At 58.7% G+C, this 18,944-nt stretch carries 16 protein-coding genes and 1 pseudogene; 3 read left to right on the top strand and 14 right to left on the bottom strand.

What is annotated here, in order from left to right; genetic code table 11:
* Nucleotides 1–102 precede the first annotated feature (102 nt).
* Both iolD and iolE read left to right on the top strand, forming a co-directional pair.
* A complete protein-coding gene (gene iolD / locus LB569_RS10530) occupies nucleotides 103–1,944 on the top strand; it encodes a 3D-(3,5/4)-trihydroxycyclohexane-1,2-dione acylhydrolase (decyclizing) (RefSeq protein ID WP_224692308.1) in 1,842 nt (613 codons plus the stop codon).
* A gap of 103 nt (nucleotides 1,945–2,047) precedes the next feature.
* Nucleotides 2,048–2,947, top strand: a complete 900-nt coding sequence (gene iolE, locus LB569_RS10525; RefSeq protein ID WP_224692172.1) for a myo-inosose-2 dehydratase — start codon at nucleotides 2,048–2,050, stop codon at nucleotides 2,945–2,947.
* A 188-nt stretch (nucleotides 2,948–3,135) separates the two neighbouring features.
* Here the strand turns inward: iolE and LB569_RS10520 are convergent, their stop codons facing one another.
* From LB569_RS10520 to LB569_RS10490, 7 genes are all read right to left on the bottom strand, one after another.
* Nucleotides 3,136–3,552: a flavin reductase family protein gene (locus tag LB569_RS10520; RefSeq protein WP_224692171.1), complete on the bottom strand. Its 417-nt coding sequence runs from the start codon at nucleotides 3,550–3,552 to the stop codon at nucleotides 3,136–3,138.
* 74 nt (nucleotides 3,553–3,626) lie between these two features.
* Nucleotides 3,627–4,502 (bottom strand): MurR/RpiR family transcriptional regulator, encoded by an 876-nt coding sequence (locus tag LB569_RS10515; protein ID WP_224692170.1) that lies wholly within the window; start codon nucleotides 4,500–4,502, stop codon nucleotides 3,627–3,629.
* 474 nt (nucleotides 4,503–4,976) lie between these two features.
* The gene (locus LB569_RS10510) at nucleotides 4,977–5,279 is read right to left on the bottom strand and encodes a helix-turn-helix domain-containing protein (RefSeq protein ID WP_224692169.1); all 303 of its coding nucleotides are present in this window, start codon (nucleotides 5,277–5,279) and stop codon (nucleotides 4,977–4,979) included.
* Nucleotides 5,280–5,894: 615 nt separating this feature from the next.
* Entirely contained in the window at nucleotides 5,895–7,784 is a 1,890-nt protein-coding gene (locus tag LB569_RS10505) for a CHAT domain-containing protein (RefSeq protein WP_224692168.1), read from the bottom strand.
* Between the two features lie 27 nt (nucleotides 7,785–7,811).
* The gene (locus tag LB569_RS10500) at nucleotides 7,812–8,303 is read right to left on the bottom strand and encodes a hypothetical protein (protein ID WP_224692167.1); all 492 of its coding nucleotides are present in this window, start codon (nucleotides 8,301–8,303) and stop codon (nucleotides 7,812–7,814) included.
* A gap of 1,085 nt (nucleotides 8,304–9,388) precedes the next feature.
* A complete protein-coding gene (locus tag LB569_RS10495) occupies nucleotides 9,389–9,670 on the bottom strand; it encodes a hydantoinase B/oxoprolinase family protein (RefSeq protein ID WP_224692166.1) in 282 nt (93 codons plus the stop codon).
* A gap of 117 nt (nucleotides 9,671–9,787) precedes the next feature.
* Nucleotides 9,788–10,174, bottom strand: coding sequence for a hypothetical protein (locus tag LB569_RS10490; RefSeq protein ID WP_411970206.1), 387 nt, complete (start codon nucleotides 10,172–10,174; stop codon nucleotides 9,788–9,790).
* 349 nt (nucleotides 10,175–10,523) lie between these two features.
* On the opposite strand from LB569_RS10490, the pseudogene nadC reads away from it, so the two are divergent.
* A pseudogene (nadC, locus tag LB569_RS10485) lies at nucleotides 10,524–11,042 on the top strand (carboxylating nicotinate-nucleotide diphosphorylase); the annotation flags it as partial.
* 1,093 nt (nucleotides 11,043–12,135) lie between these two features.
* Here the strand turns inward: nadC and LB569_RS10480 are convergent.
* The 7 genes from LB569_RS10480 to LB569_RS10450 all read right to left on the bottom strand — a co-directional run bounded on the left by LB569_RS10480 (nucleotide 12,136) and on the right by LB569_RS10450 (nucleotide 18,782).
* The gene (locus LB569_RS10480; protein ID WP_224692164.1) at nucleotides 12,136–12,384 is read right to left on the bottom strand and encodes a DUF982 domain-containing protein; all 249 of its coding nucleotides are present in this window, start codon (nucleotides 12,382–12,384) and stop codon (nucleotides 12,136–12,138) included.
* 161 nt (nucleotides 12,385–12,545) lie between these two features.
* A complete protein-coding gene (locus LB569_RS10475) occupies nucleotides 12,546–12,842 on the bottom strand; it encodes a DUF982 domain-containing protein (protein WP_224692163.1) in 297 nt (98 codons plus the stop codon).
* A gap of 337 nt (nucleotides 12,843–13,179) precedes the next feature.
* Nucleotides 13,180–14,346: an ABC transporter ATP-binding protein gene (locus LB569_RS10470; protein ID WP_224692162.1), complete on the bottom strand. Its 1,167-nt coding sequence runs from the start codon at nucleotides 14,344–14,346 to the stop codon at nucleotides 13,180–13,182.
* 66 nt (nucleotides 14,347–14,412) lie between these two features.
* Nucleotides 14,413–15,450 (bottom strand): Gfo/Idh/MocA family protein, encoded by a 1,038-nt coding sequence (locus LB569_RS10465; protein ID WP_224692161.1) that lies wholly within the window; start codon nucleotides 15,448–15,450, stop codon nucleotides 14,413–14,415.
* A 31-nt stretch (nucleotides 15,451–15,481) separates the two neighbouring features.
* Nucleotides 15,482–16,315: a carbohydrate ABC transporter permease gene (locus LB569_RS10460; protein WP_224692160.1), complete on the bottom strand. Its 834-nt coding sequence runs from the start codon at nucleotides 16,313–16,315 to the stop codon at nucleotides 15,482–15,484.
* A gap of 1 nt (nucleotide 16,316) precedes the next feature.
* Nucleotides 16,317–17,246 (bottom strand): carbohydrate ABC transporter permease, encoded by a 930-nt coding sequence (locus LB569_RS10455; protein ID WP_224692307.1) that lies wholly within the window; start codon nucleotides 17,244–17,246, stop codon nucleotides 16,317–16,319.
* A 72-nt stretch (nucleotides 17,247–17,318) separates the two neighbouring features.
* Nucleotides 17,319–18,782 (bottom strand): ABC transporter substrate-binding protein, encoded by a 1,464-nt coding sequence (locus tag LB569_RS10450; RefSeq protein WP_224692159.1) that lies wholly within the window; start codon nucleotides 18,780–18,782, stop codon nucleotides 17,319–17,321.
* Nucleotides 18,783–18,944: the final 162 nt, after the last annotated feature.

Genomic DNA, 18,944 nt, shown 5'->3' with positions numbered 1-18,944 from the left:
CTGCCACCCTCCCTCAGTCCCGCAATAACCATTGCAGAACGGTTGATTTGTCAATATTCATTCTGTAGAAATGAAAAAATCATACGAGGGAGGAGTGAGATGATGGCAACAGTCCGTCTGACCGTGGCACAGGCGCTGGTGCGCTATCTGTGCAACCAGTTCATCGTCATCGACGGCGAGCAGCTGCCGCTCTTTCCGGGCGTATTCGCCATCTTCGGTCACGGCAACGTCACCTGTCTTTCAGAAGCACTCGAAGCGGTGAAGGATGTGCTTCCGACCTGGCGGGGGCAAAACGAGCAATCGATGGCGCTCGCCGCGATTGGCTTTGCCAAGGCAAGGCAACGCAGACAAATCATGGTGGCGGCGACCTCGATCGGCCCAGGGGCGCTGAACATGGTGACGGCTGCTGGCGTGGCCCACTCGAACCGGCTGCCCGTGCTTCTCCTGTCGGGCGACACCTTCGTCAATCGCAGACCCGACCCGGTCATGCAGCAGGTCGAGCATTTCGGGGACCCCACCATCAACGTCAACGATGCCTTTAAGGCGGTAACCCGCTACTGGGACCGTATCGTCCATCCCGAGCAGATCCTGTCGTCGCTGCCACAGGCCCTCGCCGTGCTGCTCGATCCGGCCGATTGCGGTCCGGCGTTCATCGCCTTGCCTCAGGATGTCCAGGAAATCGCCTGGGAGTATCCCGCGGCCTTTTTCGAGCGGACCGTCCATTCAATTCCCCGCGCACGCCCAGACCGGGACCGGTTGGCGGAGGCCATTCGCGTTTTGCGCAATGCGAAGCGGCCACTCATCATTTCGGGTGGCGGCGTGCGCTATTCCGACGCCGGCAAAGTGCTCGCCCATATGGCCGAAAAACGCGGGATACCGCTGGCCGAGACCATCGCTGGCAAGGGCACCGTCTCGCACGACCATCCCGCACATGTCGGCCCGATCGGGATTGTGGGCTCGACCTCGGCAAATGCATTGGCTGCTCAAGCAGATGTCGTGCTGGCGGTCGGAACCAGGCTGATGGATTTCACCACCGGCTCATGGAGCGCATTCGCCCCGGATGCCAAGTTCGTGTCGATCAATGCCGCGCGCTGGGACGCGACCAAGCATCGGGCCTTGCCGGTGGTCGGCGATGCGCTGGAAACGCTGCGCGAACTCGATGACACGCTTGGCGCCTGGCAGGCCAATCCCGAATGGACCAGGAAGGGGCGCACCGAATTCGCCAAGTGGAACACCATGCTTGATACCTTCCAGAAGCCAACCAACGACCCTGTGCCGACCTACGCGCAAGTCGTCGGGGTGGTGAATGCCAAGGCTGGCGAGCGCGACCTGCTCATCACGGCCGCCGGCGGGCTGCCCGGCGAAGTGATGAAGAACTGGCGCGTCAAGGAGCCCAACACCTTCGATTGCGAATTCGGCTTCTCCTGCATGGGCTACGAGATCGCAGCCGGGTGGGGTGCGGCGATGGCTGATCCGACCCGGACCCCGATCGTCATGATCGGCGACGGTACGTATATGATGATGAACTCCGACATCTACTCTTCGGTTCTTGCCGGGCACAAGATGATCATCATCGTGTGCGATAATGGCGGCTATGCCGTCATCAACCGGCTGCAGAACGGCAAGGGCGGCGCCTCATTCAACAATCTGATCAGGGATTGCCGGGTGAAGGAGCCCTTCGGCGTCGACTTTGCCAAGCACGCTGAAGCGATGGGCGCCTTGACGCGCCATGTCGAGAGCCTAGCCGATCTCGGCCAGGCGCTGGATTGGGCCAAGACAGCCGACCGCACCACCGTCATCAGCATTGTCACGGACGCCTTCACCTGGACGCCAGGCGACGCGTGGTGGGATGTCGGTGTGCCTGAAATCAGCGAGCGGCCGGAGGTCGAAGAGGCGCGCACGTCCCAAACGGAAGGCCGCAAAAGGCAACGCGTTGGCATCTGATCACGTTCGGCGCCCCCATTGCGCCCCCAGCCGGAACGATTCGAACCTCCCTTCGAATTGTTCCGGCCTTTTTCCCCGGCGAAGCTTCCCTTGGAGATGAAGAATGAAAGCCAAACTCGGCATCGCGCCGATCGCATGGTGGAACGACGACCTTCCCGAACTGAGCGATGACGTGTCGTTGGAGGAGTGCCTGCGGCAAGCGCGCGAAGCCGGCTTCACCGGCATGGAGACCGGCCGCCGGTTCCCCATGGAGGCAAAGGTGCTGGAGCCGATCCTGAAGCAGCAGGGCATGAGCGTTTGCGGCGGCTGGTTTTCGGGCCTGCTTCTCGATGGCGACATCGCGACCGAGAAGGATCGTATCGCCAAGCAGATGGCACTTTTCAAGGCCGTCAACGCTCCCTGCATCGTGTATGGCGAAACCGCAGGCTCAATACAGGGCGACCGCACAGCGCCACTCGCCACCAAGCGCCGGCTGTCGCAGGAGGAGACCAACACCTACGGCCGGAAGCTGACCGCATTCGCCGAGTGGTGCGCCGGCGAAGGCATGCCGATTGCCTATCACCATCACATGGGGGCGGCGATCGAGACCGAGGCCGAGGTGGATCAGTTGATGAACCATTCCGGGGAGGCTTTGCCGCTGCTTTACGATGCCGGGCATATGGCATTCGCCGGCGGCGATGTGCTGCGCGTCATCGACAAGCACCACGGCCGGATTTCGCACGTCCACACCAAGGATGTGCGCCAGCATGTCATCGAAAGCCTCGATCGCACGCGCGAAAGCTTTCTCGATGCTGTGGTCAAGGGCGCCTTCACCGTGCCGGGTGACGGATCTCTGGATTTCGAGGCAATCGTGAAGCGCCTGGCTTTCCACGGCTATGAAGGCTGGTTCGTGGTTGAGGCCGAACAGGATCCCGTGAAGAGCCCGCCCCTGAGGATGGCCAAGGTCGGCCATCAGGAGTTGCGGCGTGTCATGGCAGCCTCCAGCTACTCAGTAGAGGACTGAACTTTCGACTTGATAATAGAGTTTAACGGCGACATTTGTAACGATTGGCGGCCGATTGAGCTCTCGTGTGCGGGACTTTGGTGTTGGCCGAAACCTGCCTGGCCTTTTCTCTTTCTCTTCGAGGCACCAACGCCCTTGTGGTGTCGAACGCTTGGGATCACTGCGCCCCTAGTATAGCAAACAGGCGTCTACGACGATCCGTATGCGCCGTGGTGATAGATCAATGCCGGGCCAGGCTCTCGACTCACCACATGCCGGAAGCTGCCGAGGATCAGCGCGTGGCTGTGGCGAACAATCGTATCTTCGACCGTGCAGTCGACCTCGGTAAGCGCACCTTCGAGCGCCAGCGCGCCGGTTGCATGGCTGGACCAGCGAGCGCCCTCGTAACGCGCCGATCCCTTGACGCCCCCGCGTCCGGCGAAGCGGTCGGCAATCTCGATCTGGTCGGCGCGCAGCACATTCACGCAGAAGTGGCTATGGCTGCCCATGTCGAGGAACTCAGGTTGATGCTGACGACCATCACCTCCGGTTCGACCGGAGTGGGCGGTGGTACCGTTCGGCTTTAAGGAGAAAAATGAGGCCCTGCAAATGATCGGCAGCAACATCACTGATGATGGCCGAGACGGATTAAACGGCTCGCATCATCCGCTGACGAAAGGCGGCACTGCGTCCTACCGCCCTACTCCGCGGTAACCGTTGGGATACGGGGACTGACTGCATTGTTCTGAAGTCTGGCGGCTAATGCCACTGTGAGAGCCTGAGCAAGGCACATTGGAGCAGCCAGCGACCTGGAGAAGGTGTATTCGTGCTCAGGCACGGCGAAGAGAACACTTGCACTTTTGGCTAGCGGCGACAAAGTGCTGTCAGAGATGGCCACGATGGGTATGCCGCGCCCCGCCGCGTCTTCCACTATGTTCACCACCTCATTTGCATAGAAGCGGAACGACACGGCGAACAGCACATCGCTTTTTCGAATTGCACGCGCCATATGCGTCGCAAGCCCGCCGCCGGGATCGAGCAGAACGCAGCGCTTCCCCAACATGGTCAATATATAGCGAAGCAGCTCAACGACTGGCGCGGAGCGCAACTGTCCCAGCAGGTAGATGACGTCGGCTTTCTCAAGCAGCTTCACCGCTTCGGCCAATTTTTCGGCCGGAATATCCGTGAGCATCTCTCTTAGAGAGGCGATGTCCCGCACGACAAGGTCATGCAAAAATCCGGCTTCGCTGCAATCCTTGCGTCCCCCCAGTTCCGTCTCGAGCGCCTTGATGCGTGCTTCGAAGCCCGGCGCAGCGGTCGACAAGCGCTTCTGGAACAGGGTTTGAAGATCCTTGAACCCCTCATAGCCAAGGGCTTGGGCAAAACGCACAAAACTTGAGGCGTGTACGCCTGAGGTCTCACCGATCGCGTTTACGGATCGGACTGCAACATCATTGGGGTTTTGCGTCAGATAGACCGCTATCTTCTGGTATGACTTGCTCATTTCGTCGTACCGGTCGTGGATCACACGGATGAGTTCCTCGTAATCCCTGGGAGCTCCAAGCTTCTCTTTCACAATTAGCATCCTCGCAATTTTTGTTGCATGATGGCGTCTTTGCGGTCCTTTTGCTAGCGGAGAATTGCCCTGCGCAACGCCCGCCAGCAGAGTGGTTGAGCCAACGCGACCTCAGCATTTCGCAGGGGCGTGCCGCAAAGCCATGTCTCGAAGATCGATAGGGAGGCACCGGCCTCAGGCTTTCGAGTCTGGTTGAGCTCGCACGAGCGCTCGACTGCGAAGTGGTCCTCGTCCGTTCAAGGCCTTGGCAGTCGGTCAAAAGCTGTCGTCAGCAATGCTTACGCAACACTCAAACGGCGAAGACCGCACGCTGCCCTTGCAAGGCTGAACCACGACCATCCCGACGCTGCCGAAGGTGGGGGCCGATCAGACACTTCGCATGGCCGTGTGGAAAGCCGTGAGTTCACGGCCATGGCTGAAAAGCGCGGTGTCAGCCTCACGCGGCCACATTCAACAACGTCACAACGCCCAAGGTCACATCTTGGGCACCTGCATTTCCGAAGACTTGCGCGGAACAAAGCCAAGGCTGAATCCAAACAACCCGGCAATCCTCTGTAGCGTCTCCACCGTCGGATTGGCCTTGCCTGTCTCAATCTCGGCTATCTGACGTTTCGTAGTCCCTGTGATCTCGGCGAATTGCTCCTGCGTCAGGCCAAGTGACCTCCGGATTTCCGCCACGGCATCAGGAAATCGCAACTCGCCTGCTTCGGCTTTTTGACGAAGGAGGGCGCGTAGCGTGCTGATCTCTGCCTTACTTGGCTTCTTCCATCTTGGCATCGTCGTCCGCCCTTATGTAGCTGGCGCTGTGATCTCGTCGGAAGAACCAGCCAGGACATTGCTGGCGACCTCATCGCATCGGATCATTGCTAAATCGATCACCTCTTGCGGAATTTTGAACTCGGCCGCACGGTTGCGCCACTGCGGCAGGCGCTCCGCGAAACCGCAGATGTCGCCCAGCAGACGTTTTGCGTTTTCTTGATTATTCGGGAAAATTCCCCTGCAAACTTCGGCCCAATCGGGAGAGGTGTCGCGATGAGTATCCCTCAGCCCAACGAGTGGACTTCACGATGCCCTCGGTAGCAAGCTGCATTGGAGCGAAATCGAATACGGTTACAGACCCTTAAAATGGTATTAATAATCGTAAGTGGTGAAGTATTCAACCCGTAAAGGGGTCTATTCAAACGAACGTGAGAAGCCGTCAGCTGCCAGCTCGCGGCATGTGGGCTATCGGTTTCTGCGGCACCTCGCTGGTTGTAAACAGTCGCCACTGATCCGAGGTATGACGGGCCGGACGATGACCGCTTCAACACTTTTGCGGCAATAATTCAGGATGTAATCCGCCCGGCCGCCGATCACTGAAAGGAAGCGAACAAAGGTCTTGGTCCGTTGAAGCTATCTGGCCTCTTTTCCATCGCCATTGGCCATCCCGTTACGTGTGGCCGTAACGGTATCAGGCGCCCCTTCCGGGCCTGCGTCCTTGAATATCATATCGTCTACAAGACGCGGATCGCCGACGACAAAGAACGGCGCCCAATACGCTGGGCTCGCAGTGAACTCGTTGTTGGCGGACGCCAGCATCCGCGACATCGCCTTTGACAGTGCCTCTCCGGGCGAGCGCGCCAACGGATCGCTCATGCTGATTGTGGACACACTGGTCATCAGGTCCGTCGCCGCCTTCGAATAAACGGGCCAGGATGAGACGATCAGGGTATGCGCGCCGGCCGCAAAAAACGCGCTGGCAAGGCCCGACAGCGGTTCGGTTGCTCCTCTCCCGCCTGCTGCTGTATCGCAAGCCGACAGGATCACCAGATCGGCGTTCAGCCGCAAGGACGCTATTTCCGGCGCGGTCAGCACTCCATCGTCCAATTCCGAGGCATTGTCGGGAGGAGACAAGATCAGCCCCGATTCACCAACACCGAGTTGACCGCCCACCAGCCCGTGCGTGGCAAAATGTATGGCCCGGTAGAGAGCCAGTTCACCGCTGATATTCATTTGCTTGAGGCGGGTCTCCGTCGCGTCCGCACCGAAAAGCAGGGTTCGCGATGATGGCTCGAAGGATCCCCCTCCCGATCCCCATTGAGCGCTTTCAACTTCACATCGTGTGTCGACGAGGCGCGGCAGGTTGCGGATGGCCTCAACATCGGCATAGGCCTGCCCTCCCGAAGACGTTTCCATCACACGAACGCCGGGATCGACAACCGCGCGACGTTCCCGTTCAACACCGGAAGCCAAAGCCAGGGTTTGGTCGTTGGTGCATTTGGCCGGCGGTGCGTTTCTCTCAGCGGCCGAGCGACCGATAAGGGGGTCGGCAATGCCCAGGAACGGCGTGTCCAGGCCGGAATGAACCCATCGCTCGCCGCGCAGAGCTTCCAGCGAGGCCAGGTCGGGTAGCACGGAAACCGAGCTGAAGCTCTTGAACAGCCATGCCGCTTTCTTGTTGGCCTCCACCTGATATTGCGGATCGCGCATCCAGTCATCCGGCCGCTCGGTGACCAGAAGGTGCCAAGGAAGGCCCAGCAACTCTTTTGAGGAGACGATGATCAGCTTGTTGTTCTGCGTCTCAACTCCATCGCGGGATTTGAGATAGGCGAGTGCATCGGCAGGGAAGAGACGAGCGAATATCTCGTAGGAGGCGTCGAGATCAAAGGCCGTGGTATCGGCAGGAGTAAGGGAAGTGGCGCCTCTTGACACATCGCTCATCGTGGCCTGCACCTTCAGCTTCGCTGCAGAGCCGCAGGCAGGATCCACTCTTGCCGCCGCCATGCACCGCAGGGTCGCGGCCAACCGCCCCGGATCGGGCTCAGGCGGCAAGGAGAAGAACACGGCTCCGTCGGGGCGGATGACATAGAGAAACCCACCATTCTTGTCCGGCACGATAAACGCCAGTGACTCATCGTACTCAAGAAGTTGCCTGACCCGATTAATCGGGATCGGTCCTGTGTCGAGCTTTCCCGCCTTGCCGTCATCGAAGCGGATGGCGAGGGTCCGTCCGGCAGCATCCTTGATTGTGGACAGGCCCGCACGCTCGGTACGAGCGCGCTTGATCGCTGCGGTCAACGCCGTACCCGCTTTGTCGGCAAACTCCTGCTGGAGGTACCTAAATGCTTCATCGCCCGCGACAGCAAAATCGACGGATTCATCTGCAATGCGCTGTGCGGCCAATTCGCGCCAATGCCCATCTCCGAGGCGTGCCGGATTCCCATGATTCTGGGCCGACACACTGTCCACGAGAACCATGAAAGCCACGGCCATAAGGACAAGAATCTGTATAGAGGCCCTCATGCGAACACCCCGATGCCCAAGCTCTTATTAAGCCACGGCTGTCGCCATTCGATTCTGAGGCAGAGCCGTCTCAGGAGCTGTACGGCAAGTTGCGTCTAAATTCGGCATGGGCAAAACTATCGGCAGATTGGCGCCGTTGATGTCAGCAAACTTATGCGACTTTTGAGGCGTGAACGTCAACTCAGAGTGGCCCGAGTTCCTTGCTATTGGCCTCATCACTCCAAATGGATGTGCGTCGAACCGACTTCGTCGGCGCTTGGATGCTGTCAGTGCGATGACCACCAGGCAGCAGCCGGCATTCATGACATTGATCGCGGCCATCACTGGGTCATGCAGATTGACCAGCGCGTACAGACCTGTCGAACCATTTGCGGTCACCCACATCGCCCAAGTGGCGTAAGAGATCGCCGACGCGCCATTCCTGTCCCGCGCGACCGCTATCATCTGAGGTAGGTATGACGTTATGCGTATTCCGTTGAGACCGGTGAATAGGTAGAAAGAAAAATCGGCAAATGTCATTGATCTGCCCTCGCAGCCGTATGCTCCCAGAGCTATGACGTTGCCATGTTGGAAAACCTTTGGTTGGTCATGAATTTTCTAGCGGTGATCCATCGGCGGCGGCCATCACCGGGTGTGTGCCTCGTCGGGTCGATCTCTTGTTCCTGAATGGCCATGATTGCGCGCGATGCCGACGGAAGACCGCCGCGAGATCCTATAAGAGATGATCCTCTCGGGCGGTCACATTCAACTCAGCGAAGCGATGCCTGGCACTGGCGACGCCGTTTACCACCTGGTCGACAAGGCCGGTCTTGAGGGATGGTTTCGAAGCTTAGGGAAAGTGCCTATTGCAGCAGCCCAACGACCGCCTGGCGCAAGGTTAAATGCTTCGAGGAAATGGAAATGGACATCATCGGAGCGCAGCGGGAGCGTGGCAAAGCTGCCCAGGTGCTCAGCTGGAAAGGGCCACTACAAGGGCGGCGCGTTCGTCACCTTCAGTGCAGACAAGTGCAAGCATGGGGCAGCAATCGATCTGCGGAGGTGGGCTACAACCAAAACAGACCAAACCCGCCCTGGGTCTGAGGTCGACCGCAGGTCGGCCAAGCGACCTTGTCGCGCTCGTCCGCTCATTCGCCGCCATGCTTTTTACCGGCCTGCGGGGCTGCAATTCCAATCTCGACATTACGAGCAAGGACTTAAAACCATGGTTGTAATGGGCCGGGTGCAGGCAAGCTTCTCCTTTCCATCCAGGACTAAGCAGCAAGCGTCAGATGAGGCCAAAAACCGACAACATGGCGATGGCGAGAACCGAACTTTCCGAGGCATTTTGCAAGCGAACTGACCGAGGAGAGAAACCCCGCACGGATGAGACTGAACGCGCGAGCGCCTTCCGTTTCTCTTTCGTAATGCCATCGCGGACAGGGTAGCTCAAACATCACGCCATAGATGTCAGCGGCGCGTTCTGCCGTCCCGTAGAGTTCGAGGACGTCATTGAGTACGCGCTCGTGATCAGAGGTGAACCGTAGCCACCGCCCGAGCAATCTATGCCGCGAACAACATCGCCGGGCGCGAGCTCAACGCGCGCCGCGTTTGGCAAAAGTGTGCTTTCACCATTTGCCCTGACGACGTAGCGCTGAGCGCGCGCCATCGAGGCCGCCCTGAACACCCTTGGGCAGCTCTTCCTGGCCATCACCTGGATACATTACAGTCATGGCGTCGGATTTGATGCCGATCTCGATCTCCGCACTGGGTGCGCCACGAAAGCGCCCTGCTCCACCCGTTCCTGGAATGAGCGCTAAACGGCGAACTTGCAGGGAATGCTTGAGTTCATAGAACTCGACGGAGTCTCGGTACATCAGTCCCGCGACAATGGGGATGCCGTAGGTCACCCGGAAGCGGCGCCTGCCATAGGTGCTGCGCCAGAGGCATGAACCCCGGCTGAGACCCAGCCTTGGGCGAGCACGTCACTGCTGGTCGGATTTCCAGATACTCTCCGTGAACTTGCACTAGCGACGGCCGAAGTGACCTGAGCTACGGAGCTTCGCCAAAAGCATGCTGGCCGTTCCGCGGCAGTCGACCCTCGCTTGCTCATTGAGCGGAGACGCGTTCCAGGTAGCCAGTTCCGCCACCAAATGAGCGGTGTCTCCGCCTATCGATGCGCATTTTAGGTGTCCGTTCTTCTCCATCACGATTATCGCTGTGCCGGTCACGCCATATCCAATCGCAGCCATCCGCTGAACGCAGATATCGCCGTCGACACGAACATCGAACAGAACCGACCCTGCGGTCTTTTCCGCGGCGTCTGCCACGCGATCCCCGAACGGCCGATTGAGGCCCTCGATGTTGCCGAGTGACTGCTCAAACAAGACCAATTCAACATGCTCCGCCGCCATGGCTGTGAGAGTGCGCGCCGGGTGGAGTGATCGGCAAGACGCCAGCGCTGATTATCCACACACCAGCCGGTGGCATATGTAACCCCTGTTCACTAGTTCGCCACCTCATTGCTCCAAGGGCCGGAGGGCCTTGTGACATGCTTGTAGGAATGATCGGCAAGGGATCTCTACTCACAATCCCAGGGCTGTCGGTGAGGTAGCCACGCTTGACGGCTTCCGCAAAACCCGCTCGCCAATGGTTCGTGCCTTCAAGGCAATGATCCGGCAGCGTAACGAAAACCATCCACCTTCTTTAGCGGCTCACCATCGCGCTGACCGGATGCAAGATCGACGAACCTGACCGTCGTCGAGTGGCCTCGCCACGGCGACGGCATCGCTAGTCGCGTCGGTCCGCGGCTACGGCGCAAAGGTCGTGTGCACCCGCAAGACGACGCCCGGTCTACGAGCCGTCGAAAAATACGCGGTGCGTGCCGGTGGCGGCTCCAATCACCGTTTCGGCCTCGACGACGCGATCATGATCAAGGACAACCACATCGCGATTGCCGGCGGGATTCGTCCAGCTATCGAGCGGGCTCGAAGCAGCGTCGGCCATCTCGTCAAGATCGAAGTCGAGGTCGACACGCTGGCCCAGTTGGAAGAGGTCCTGGCGCTCGCCCCCGACGCCGTGCTGCTCGACAATATGTCGCTGGACGAGCTTCGTCTGGCGGTGGCTATGGTTGCCGGCCGGGCGATAACCGAGGCGTCTGGTAGCATAACCCCGACGACGGCGCCGGCCGTCGCCGCGACAGGTGTCGATCTGATCTCCGTGGGCTGGTTGACCCATAGCGCGCCGGTCCTCGATATCGGCCTCGACTACCGTGAGCCTTGATTGTCCGAGGCTGACCCTGCCTACCAAGCTTCTCTCGAGAGTATCGGCCAGTCCAAAGGTGCCCGTGTCGCCATGGCCAAGGAACAGGATGGAAATACACGCTGCGATCGGAATAAACCGCGCCTCAAGCGCGGCTCCGTGGCTTGCCAGCAGGCTGAGCATGGCTCTTGGCCATCGGCGATTCTACGGCGGCAGACGGTGCCTTGAACCGCAGAACTGTTAGTTTGCCCCCTCGACAAATGAACGACCCATCCCCACCGGCGCGTTTGACGCGCACGTCGTTCCCAGCCGCCGTCGCTGCCCCTCATTTCATCGTCCTGGACCGAGACTGGAAGTCGTCAGCTGGACATCGAAACCGTGGGGACGAGGACAGCGATTTGGGCCGGCATCTCGGAGCCGACCGCGTGTTGCATTCGGATCAATTAGATGGCCAGATCTCGCATGTTAATGGTGCCTTAATTAACCACAACTAATGTCAGGGTGAACGCGTATCCAGTTCGAGTAGCTCTGAAAAGCCCGCCACTCTTGCCCCCAAGAGTGGCGGGTTTTTCGCTGTCAATCACGGGCGCGACCGGTGTGGATGCCGCATCGGGAACGCGACCGTCCCGACGGAACCATTTTCTGCAGTGCTACCGTCAATTCGAAAAGCAGATGGATGCCCGCATCGAGATGCCCCAGGGGTTTATCGATTCGCCCTTCCGTTTCCTCATCACCCTAGTCTGCGGCGTGATCTGTCCTGACGCATGCGCAAGGTCTCTGCCGCGTTTGACTCCATAGAAGGAGTGATCGACGACGGAAGCGGGTTTGCTCCAGCGCACCGGGCAACGTCGCATTCATTTCGGGACATATCTGTTTGGTAGTGCCCCGATCCGCGCCGCGAGCTGGACTGCCGCATGAATGCTCACGCCGATTCTGTCGGCCTGAGGGATTTTTCCACTCCGGGGGGGCGGATTGCACAAGCTACTTCAAGGATCCGCTCTCCAAAGAATATCCACCACCATTCTCGCCGGGTGTATGGCGCAAAAAGCAGCTATCGATGGGTGATCAAAAATCAACTGTGCTGAAATCTGCCCTTCGGCGCCCGCTCTGGCCTTCAATCGCTGCGTAGAATCTTTGCTTCAATCGCGGCTGCGACGAAAGCTCGCCGAGCGGCCGGTGGATGGGCCTCCCCTCGCAACACCTGCAGACAGGCGTCCATTGCCACCTTGCGCTTCGCGGTCTGACGATGGAGATCCCGCAGCAGGATAGTGGCCGCATCATTGACGTCGACCACAATACGCTCCGCGCCATGACGGCCGACCTGGACAACGACAGGCCTCTCAAATCTGTTCAAGCCCATCATCACTCCCCCTCCAGCGCTGGCGACAGGCCTTTGCCCGCACTGGTATCTGCAGCCGAAATTTCGGTCGGGTTCCGGCCCCAAACGTGATCGCTGCCCAGGCGATCACGATCTGCGCTGCCTCGCGCCTGTGGTGGTATCGCATACTTCGTAAGAGCCTACGCCTACATTTTTCCACTGCCCGTCTTGCACGCAGCGATCAATTGCATAGCAGCGGTTGGATCCTCCAATACGGCGGCACGCTTGGCAAAGCCGATAAGGGCATTGCAGGCAGCGCTTACCGATGCATTTCCACCATAGGCCTCATGACATGCCTGAAGGGCGGTTTCATGGGCCTGGTCCCTGCGATCTTCAGGCCACTCTTCGAGGAAGTCGATAGCGTCTGCAAGACTGGCAATCTCTTGCACGAGATAGGCCGCTCGCTTCACGAAGATGGGGCTGCTGAAAACCTCAACGTTCATTCGTGCCTCCCCATGTACTCATCCTATTTCACTAAAAACCGGATCCCGTGGGGGCCAACCGGCCAATGCACGCGACCTCACAAAACCGCTTGGCATCCTCAACAAAGTCGAGGCGCCAAAGGCGGCCATGACGGCAATCACTTGCCCACAAACTAGTTTCGCAAGCCACTGCTCCAAGCCAGTGTCGCTCCCGGGAATAGATGTTCAGGGTGGGATCGTTCATGTCCGAGTTTTTTAAAAATGGCTGCCGCCGAACTCGTGTTCGACGACAGCCAGGGTGCCTGGGAGGGCAAGAGAAAGGGTAGATCCCTAGCTGGGGGATGTTTTGTGTGGTCGATCAGTCACGGATTGCGGCGCCCGTCACCGGGTCGAACCAATGCAGCTTCTCCTTGTCGACAGTCAGAGCCAGGCGCTGATTGGGAGCGGGCGTCAAGGCCGGAGGGATCCGCGCCACAAGTCGGTTCTTACCCTTGTGCGGGAAGTCTTCGGTGTCTTCCGCATCGTTGACGTTCACAGGAGGGGACGTGATGTCGAAAAAAATGAACGTATCGGCCCCAAGTGCTTCTGCAACCGGGATCTTCTCGTTGAACAACGCCTCATGTTGGGCACAAACCTGGAACATTTCGGGGCGAATTCCAGCAATGACCTGTCGGCCGATAAAGCTGGACAGTGCCGGCCCGGCGGACACAGGAAAGGATATGCTTGTGCCTACTATTGTGGCGATCGGGGCTCCGGCCTCTCCCTCGAGCTCGATGCGCACGAAATTCATGGCCGGGGAGCCAATAAAGCCGGCGACAAACAGATTGACTGGTTTGTCGTACAGCATTTGCGGTGTGTCGAGCTGCTGAAGATTGCTTTCCAGGCCATCGCGAACCGGCTTGAGCACCGCAACGCGGTCTCCCATGGTCATGGCCTCGACCTGATCATGCGTTACATAGAGCGTCGTAACACCCAGGCGCTGATTGAGCAGCTTGAGCTCACCTCGCATTTGCACGCGAAGCTTCGCATCAAGATTGGACAAAGGCTCATCCATCAGGAAAGCCATGGGATGGCGAACAATGGCACGGCCCATGGCGACACGTTGGCGCTGGCCGCCGGACAAGGCACCTGGCTTGCGCCCCAGGTGGCGAGTTAGATCGAGCATTTCGGCGGCAACCCGCACCAGCTTGTCGATCTCTTGCTTCGGCATTTTGCGCTGTTGCAAGCCGAACGCCATGTTTTCATAAACGGTCATATGCGGATAAAGCGCATAGTTTTGGAACACCATGGCTATATCCCGATCCTGCGGGTCGTCTTCGGTGACATCGTTGTCACCCATCAGGAGTCGGCCGCTATTGAGGGTTTCGAGGCCCGCCGCCATTCTCAGCAAGGTTGACTTGCCGCAACCCGACGGGCCGACCAAGACCACGAATTCTCCGTCGGCGATCGCAAAGCTTACGTTGGCGACGGCAACGGTCCCGTCCGGGTACGTCTTGCCAACTCCGTCAAAGGTCATGGACGCCATAAAACTACTCCGCAGCATCAGTGGGCGAGGCCAGCCGTCCCGTGAGACAGAAAACCCTATGTGTGTTCAGGCTCCGGCGCTGGCGAGGTTTACAGCCTTGCCGCTGGCGACAGACTCCTCGATCGCCGCCAAGATCCGGGTGTTTGCCAGACCATCCTGTGCATCGGCCAGCAATGGAGCACCGCGCATCACGCTGTCCACGAAGCGGGCAATGGATTCGAGCACAAAGCCACCGATGCGGGTCTCGCCGGTCGGGGTTATGCCGATATAGTCGTTGTACTTCAAACCTCCCTCCCCAATGCGACGCAGGCCGCCATTGTGGGTGGGATCGGCCTGGATCTGGCCCTTTTCGCCGACGAACTCGATCTTGAAGTCAACCAGGGAAGGATTGTCTCGCGACAGAATCCAGCTGTTTTCCATGGTCACAACCGTTCCCTTGCAGAATTCGAGGATCGATACGTGGAAATCCTTCGTGTCCACGCCGCGGCCAGACAGTGTGCCCGAGCGAGCGACCGAATAGACGCGCACGACTTCGTCAGCGAGAATGAAGCGCAAGACATCGACGAGATGGCTGCCCAGGAACCACAGCGCAGAAGACTTCGCGGCCCAGCTCAGCATTTCAAAAGGCACAAACGTGGTGTTGGAAAGACGCGCGTTCCCATGCTTGGCAAGACCAATCTGGCCGTCCTGGATCATGTCGCGAACTTGGGTGAGAATGGGATTTACACGGTTGTGAAAGTCCACCATCAGCTTGCCCGAAGACCTGGCGGCAGCCTCGGCGATCTCCTCGGCTTCCTTCACCGTCGTGGCCAGTGGCTTTTCGCTGAGAACATGCTTGCCGGCCTTGAGTGCCGCGAGAACGATCGGCGCATGAGTAAAATCCGGTGTTGCTACCGATATCGCATCGATATCGTCACTGGAAATCAGCTTCATGTAATCGGTGAACGCCCGAGCCGCCCCGAAGGTGTCCTTCATTTTGAGAGCCCTGCCCTCGTCGAGGTCGCAGACGCCGATCAGCTCGGTTTCCGGCAACACCTTGAAAGTGTGGGCGTGATTGTTGCCCCAAAGGCCCGCGCCGATGACGCCCATGCGCAATTTGCTCATTTCCATTTACTCCAATTCAAACAAGGGAAGGTCAGCCTTTCACCGAGCCGAAGGTGAGGCCTCGTACGACGTATCGATCGAAAACAAGGAAGATTATCATCGGCGGGATCATTGCCAGGACGGCAGCGGCGGCGATGTAATTCCATGTCACCCCGCTGGTAGCGAAGTAGCCAAGTGTTCCGATCGGAAGGGTGGCGGTCGAGCGCGAACTCAAGACCAGCGGAAAGGCGGCATTGTTCCATGCAAACACGAATGCAAACATGGACGTCACGATGATCCCGGGACGAACGATGGGGAGCGTGATGCGCCACATGATCGTGTACCAGCGGGCGCCGTCGACGCGGGCGGCTTCTTCCAATTCCGCCGGCACCTCATCGATGAAGCTTTTCATCAGCCACACGGAAAACGGGATCGTCAGCGTCTGCAGGACCAAGACCATGGAAAAGTAAGAGCCTTGGAGTCCTATACGCGTGATCAAAATGAAATACGGAATCAGGAACGCGATCGGCGGGGCCATGAGAAGGCCGAGGTACCACAACATGATGTTCTTCTTGCCGCGCAGCTTGAAGCGAGACAGTGCATAGGCGGCTGGCACCGAGAAAGGCAGATTGAGCAACACCGCGCCAATGGCAACGATCAGGCTATTCGCCAGTTGAGGCGCGTTGGTGCCTGGATCGACGAGAATATGCCGGAACGCGTCGAGATTGGGCTCGAAGGATAATGAAGGCGGCATTGTGAAGGCCGTCTCGGCCGGGCGGATCGCAAGAGCGATGAACCACAAAATCGGCCCGACAAAAATGGCCAGGAAGAGAAGGCCGGCAGCGTAGGTTGCCGCTGTGTAGAAACTGGTTCGGCGACGCGTCATGTCACCACTCCTCATTGCGAAAGGCGACGAAGACGTACAGGGCGACAATGATGTTGACGATCAGCACCGTGATCCACGTCATTGCACTGACGAGACCGATGTTGAAATTCACGAGACCCTGCTCGTAAAGCGAGTAGCCCAGGGTGCGCGTGGACGTGCCCGGTCCGCCGCGTGTCAATACGAGCACTGTATCGAACGTGTTGAATATTTGCATGAAGCGCAGCATGACGATGATAATCGCGGTGCGCTTGATGAGCGGCAGCTTGATCCGAAACAGAATCGTCCAGGGCGAAGCGCGATCCAGCCGCGCGGCCTCGATGATCTCGTCGGGGACAGCCAGCAGGCTGGCGTAGAGCACGATGGCAAAGAAGGGTGTCCACTGCCAGATGTCGACGAACAGAATGGCGGCGAGCGCCGTGGACGGTGACCCGAGTATTCCCTGCGCAGGGACGGGCAGCCACAAAGCCTGGAGCACCCAGACCAGCAGGCCGCCGCCGGGATCGTAGAGATAGCGGAACAGAAAGCCGACAACTATTGGGGCAATCGTCGTCGGCAAGATCAACAGGGCACGCACGACGTTCATGCCAGGCAGGGCCTTGAGCAGGACCAAAGCGATCGTCAGTCCCAGTCCAAACTCAATTGCCGTGCCCATTGTTGACAAGATCAGCGTGTTGCCAAGCGAGGCGCGGAAATCGAAGGCATTGAAGGCCTGAACATAGTTTTCGAAGCCGACGAAGGCGAGCGGCTGCGGTCCGATCTGCAGGTTCCAGAAGTAGAAGCTCGACCTCAGTGCGAACAGCAAGGGGTAAGCAATCAGCGCAAGCAGCATTACGACTGAAGGCGCAATGAGCAGGTAGGGCAGATTTTTGCGGACAAAGCTCTTCTTGCCAGGTCCGAGGGCAAGCGGCGAACGAATGGTCGTAGAGGGCATTGCCAGGATCCAGTTCTTTTTCACCCGTTTCGCCGGCGCGAGCACTGCCGCGCCGGCACGAGGAGAACTGTATTACTTCTTGCCAAGCTTGCCGATCAGGGCCTTGGCACCATCCAAGGTGTCGGCAAAGCTTTCCTTTTGATATGGGATCATGAGATTGCCCTTCAGGATGCTCTCAAACAGGCTGTTGGTCCGCTCAAGGGCAGTCTTTGGATCCTCCGTCCCGGTGAGGAGCTGGTTCAATGTGAGGCCCAGCACGCTTTCAATCGCCGTATAACCAGGGACGGGCGGTCGCGTGATCTTGCCGTTGCCTTGCTTCATCATTGAATACTGAACATCGAGGTAGGGATAAACAGCCTTCACCTCCTCATCCTCATAAAGTGAAGCACGGGCGAAGTCGGAGAACTGGTAGTTGAGATCCGGCCAAAGAGCCATTTTCTTCTGGGTCGCCTTCGACGTTGCCCACTTGATGAAGGCGTAGCCTGCGTCCTGCCGCTCAGAGCTGGAAGGAATACCCAGGCTGTAACCGCCTACGCTGACAGTCTGAGGCACACCCTCCGCCTTCGGCAGAGCCGCCGTCGCATACTTGTCCATGACGTCGGACTTCTTGCCGGTCATGTAGCCGGAGTTCTTGATCAGGTAGAAATATGGCGTCCACCAGTAGAACATGCCGACATCGCCCTTGGCGAAGCGCGTTCCGGCGTCGAACCACACGTAATTGATCGCCTCAGGCGGCGAGAGCTTGTAGAGCTGACGATAGATATCGACGGATTTGATCCAGGCTTGGTCTGTCAGTTGCGGGGCAAAGTCCCAGGGAGCGGCCGGGAACGATTTGAACCAGTTCGCGCCGTGGCTCACAGAGAGCTGGGTAAACATGTGGACAATCGGCGAAGGCTGCGATCCGCAAACCACCGTCGGAAAGACCGGTTGCCCGCCGAAGGACTTGCCTTCCAGCGACTGCAAGGTGTCGACGTACTTCGTCCAGGTCCAGTCTTCCGACGTCTGCGTCGGCGGTGCGGCAAGACCAAACTCGTCGAACATGTCCTTGCGATACATGACGCCCTGCGCATAGGCCGCGATCGGCAAAGTCCCGATCTGTCCGCGCCACATGTTGCACGAATAGAGTACCTCGGGGATGAAGTCCGAAAGATCGATATCGCCATCCTTGGCGATGAAATCGCTGAGCGACACGATCCAACCGTTGTCGAGATACTGCCCAAGCCACATCTGGTCGACAACAATGACGTCGGCATCGGACGTTTTGGCAACAAAGGAGGACACAAGCCGCGACTGCAGCGCATCATAGGAAAGGCTTTCCAATTCGACCTTGATGCCGGTTTCCTTTTCGTATTCGGGAACCATCGCTTTCATTGCAAAGAAGAACGGGTCTTCAACCGACAGGACGCGCACCGAGTTGGCGTCTTGTGCGGCGGCGCGCCGGGGCGCAGACAGGGTCCCGACGCCGGCCAGGAGAGCTGCGGCGGAAACGGTTTTCAGCATGTTGCGGCGCGATATGTTTGCGATATCAATCGGCATTAGACACTCCTCCAGTTGCTCTCGTCCGATCCGGCCATGTTTGTGCCATGCTCGCGATCGTCGTCCCTCGTCTGCCCTTTTCAGCAGTTAGTTTGTACTTCGCACAAACCTATGATACGGTCAATAGGCCGACATAATGAAAATTAGCAAGGCGTATTTTGG

The organism is Mesorhizobium sp. BH1-1-4 (genome assembly GCF_020165665.1).
In the GTDB taxonomy this organism is placed as follows: Bacteria; Pseudomonadota; Alphaproteobacteria; order Rhizobiales; family Rhizobiaceae; genus Mesorhizobium.
Note: the sequence above shows the minus strand (reverse complement) of the source record. Positions and strands in the feature narration are given on the sequence as shown.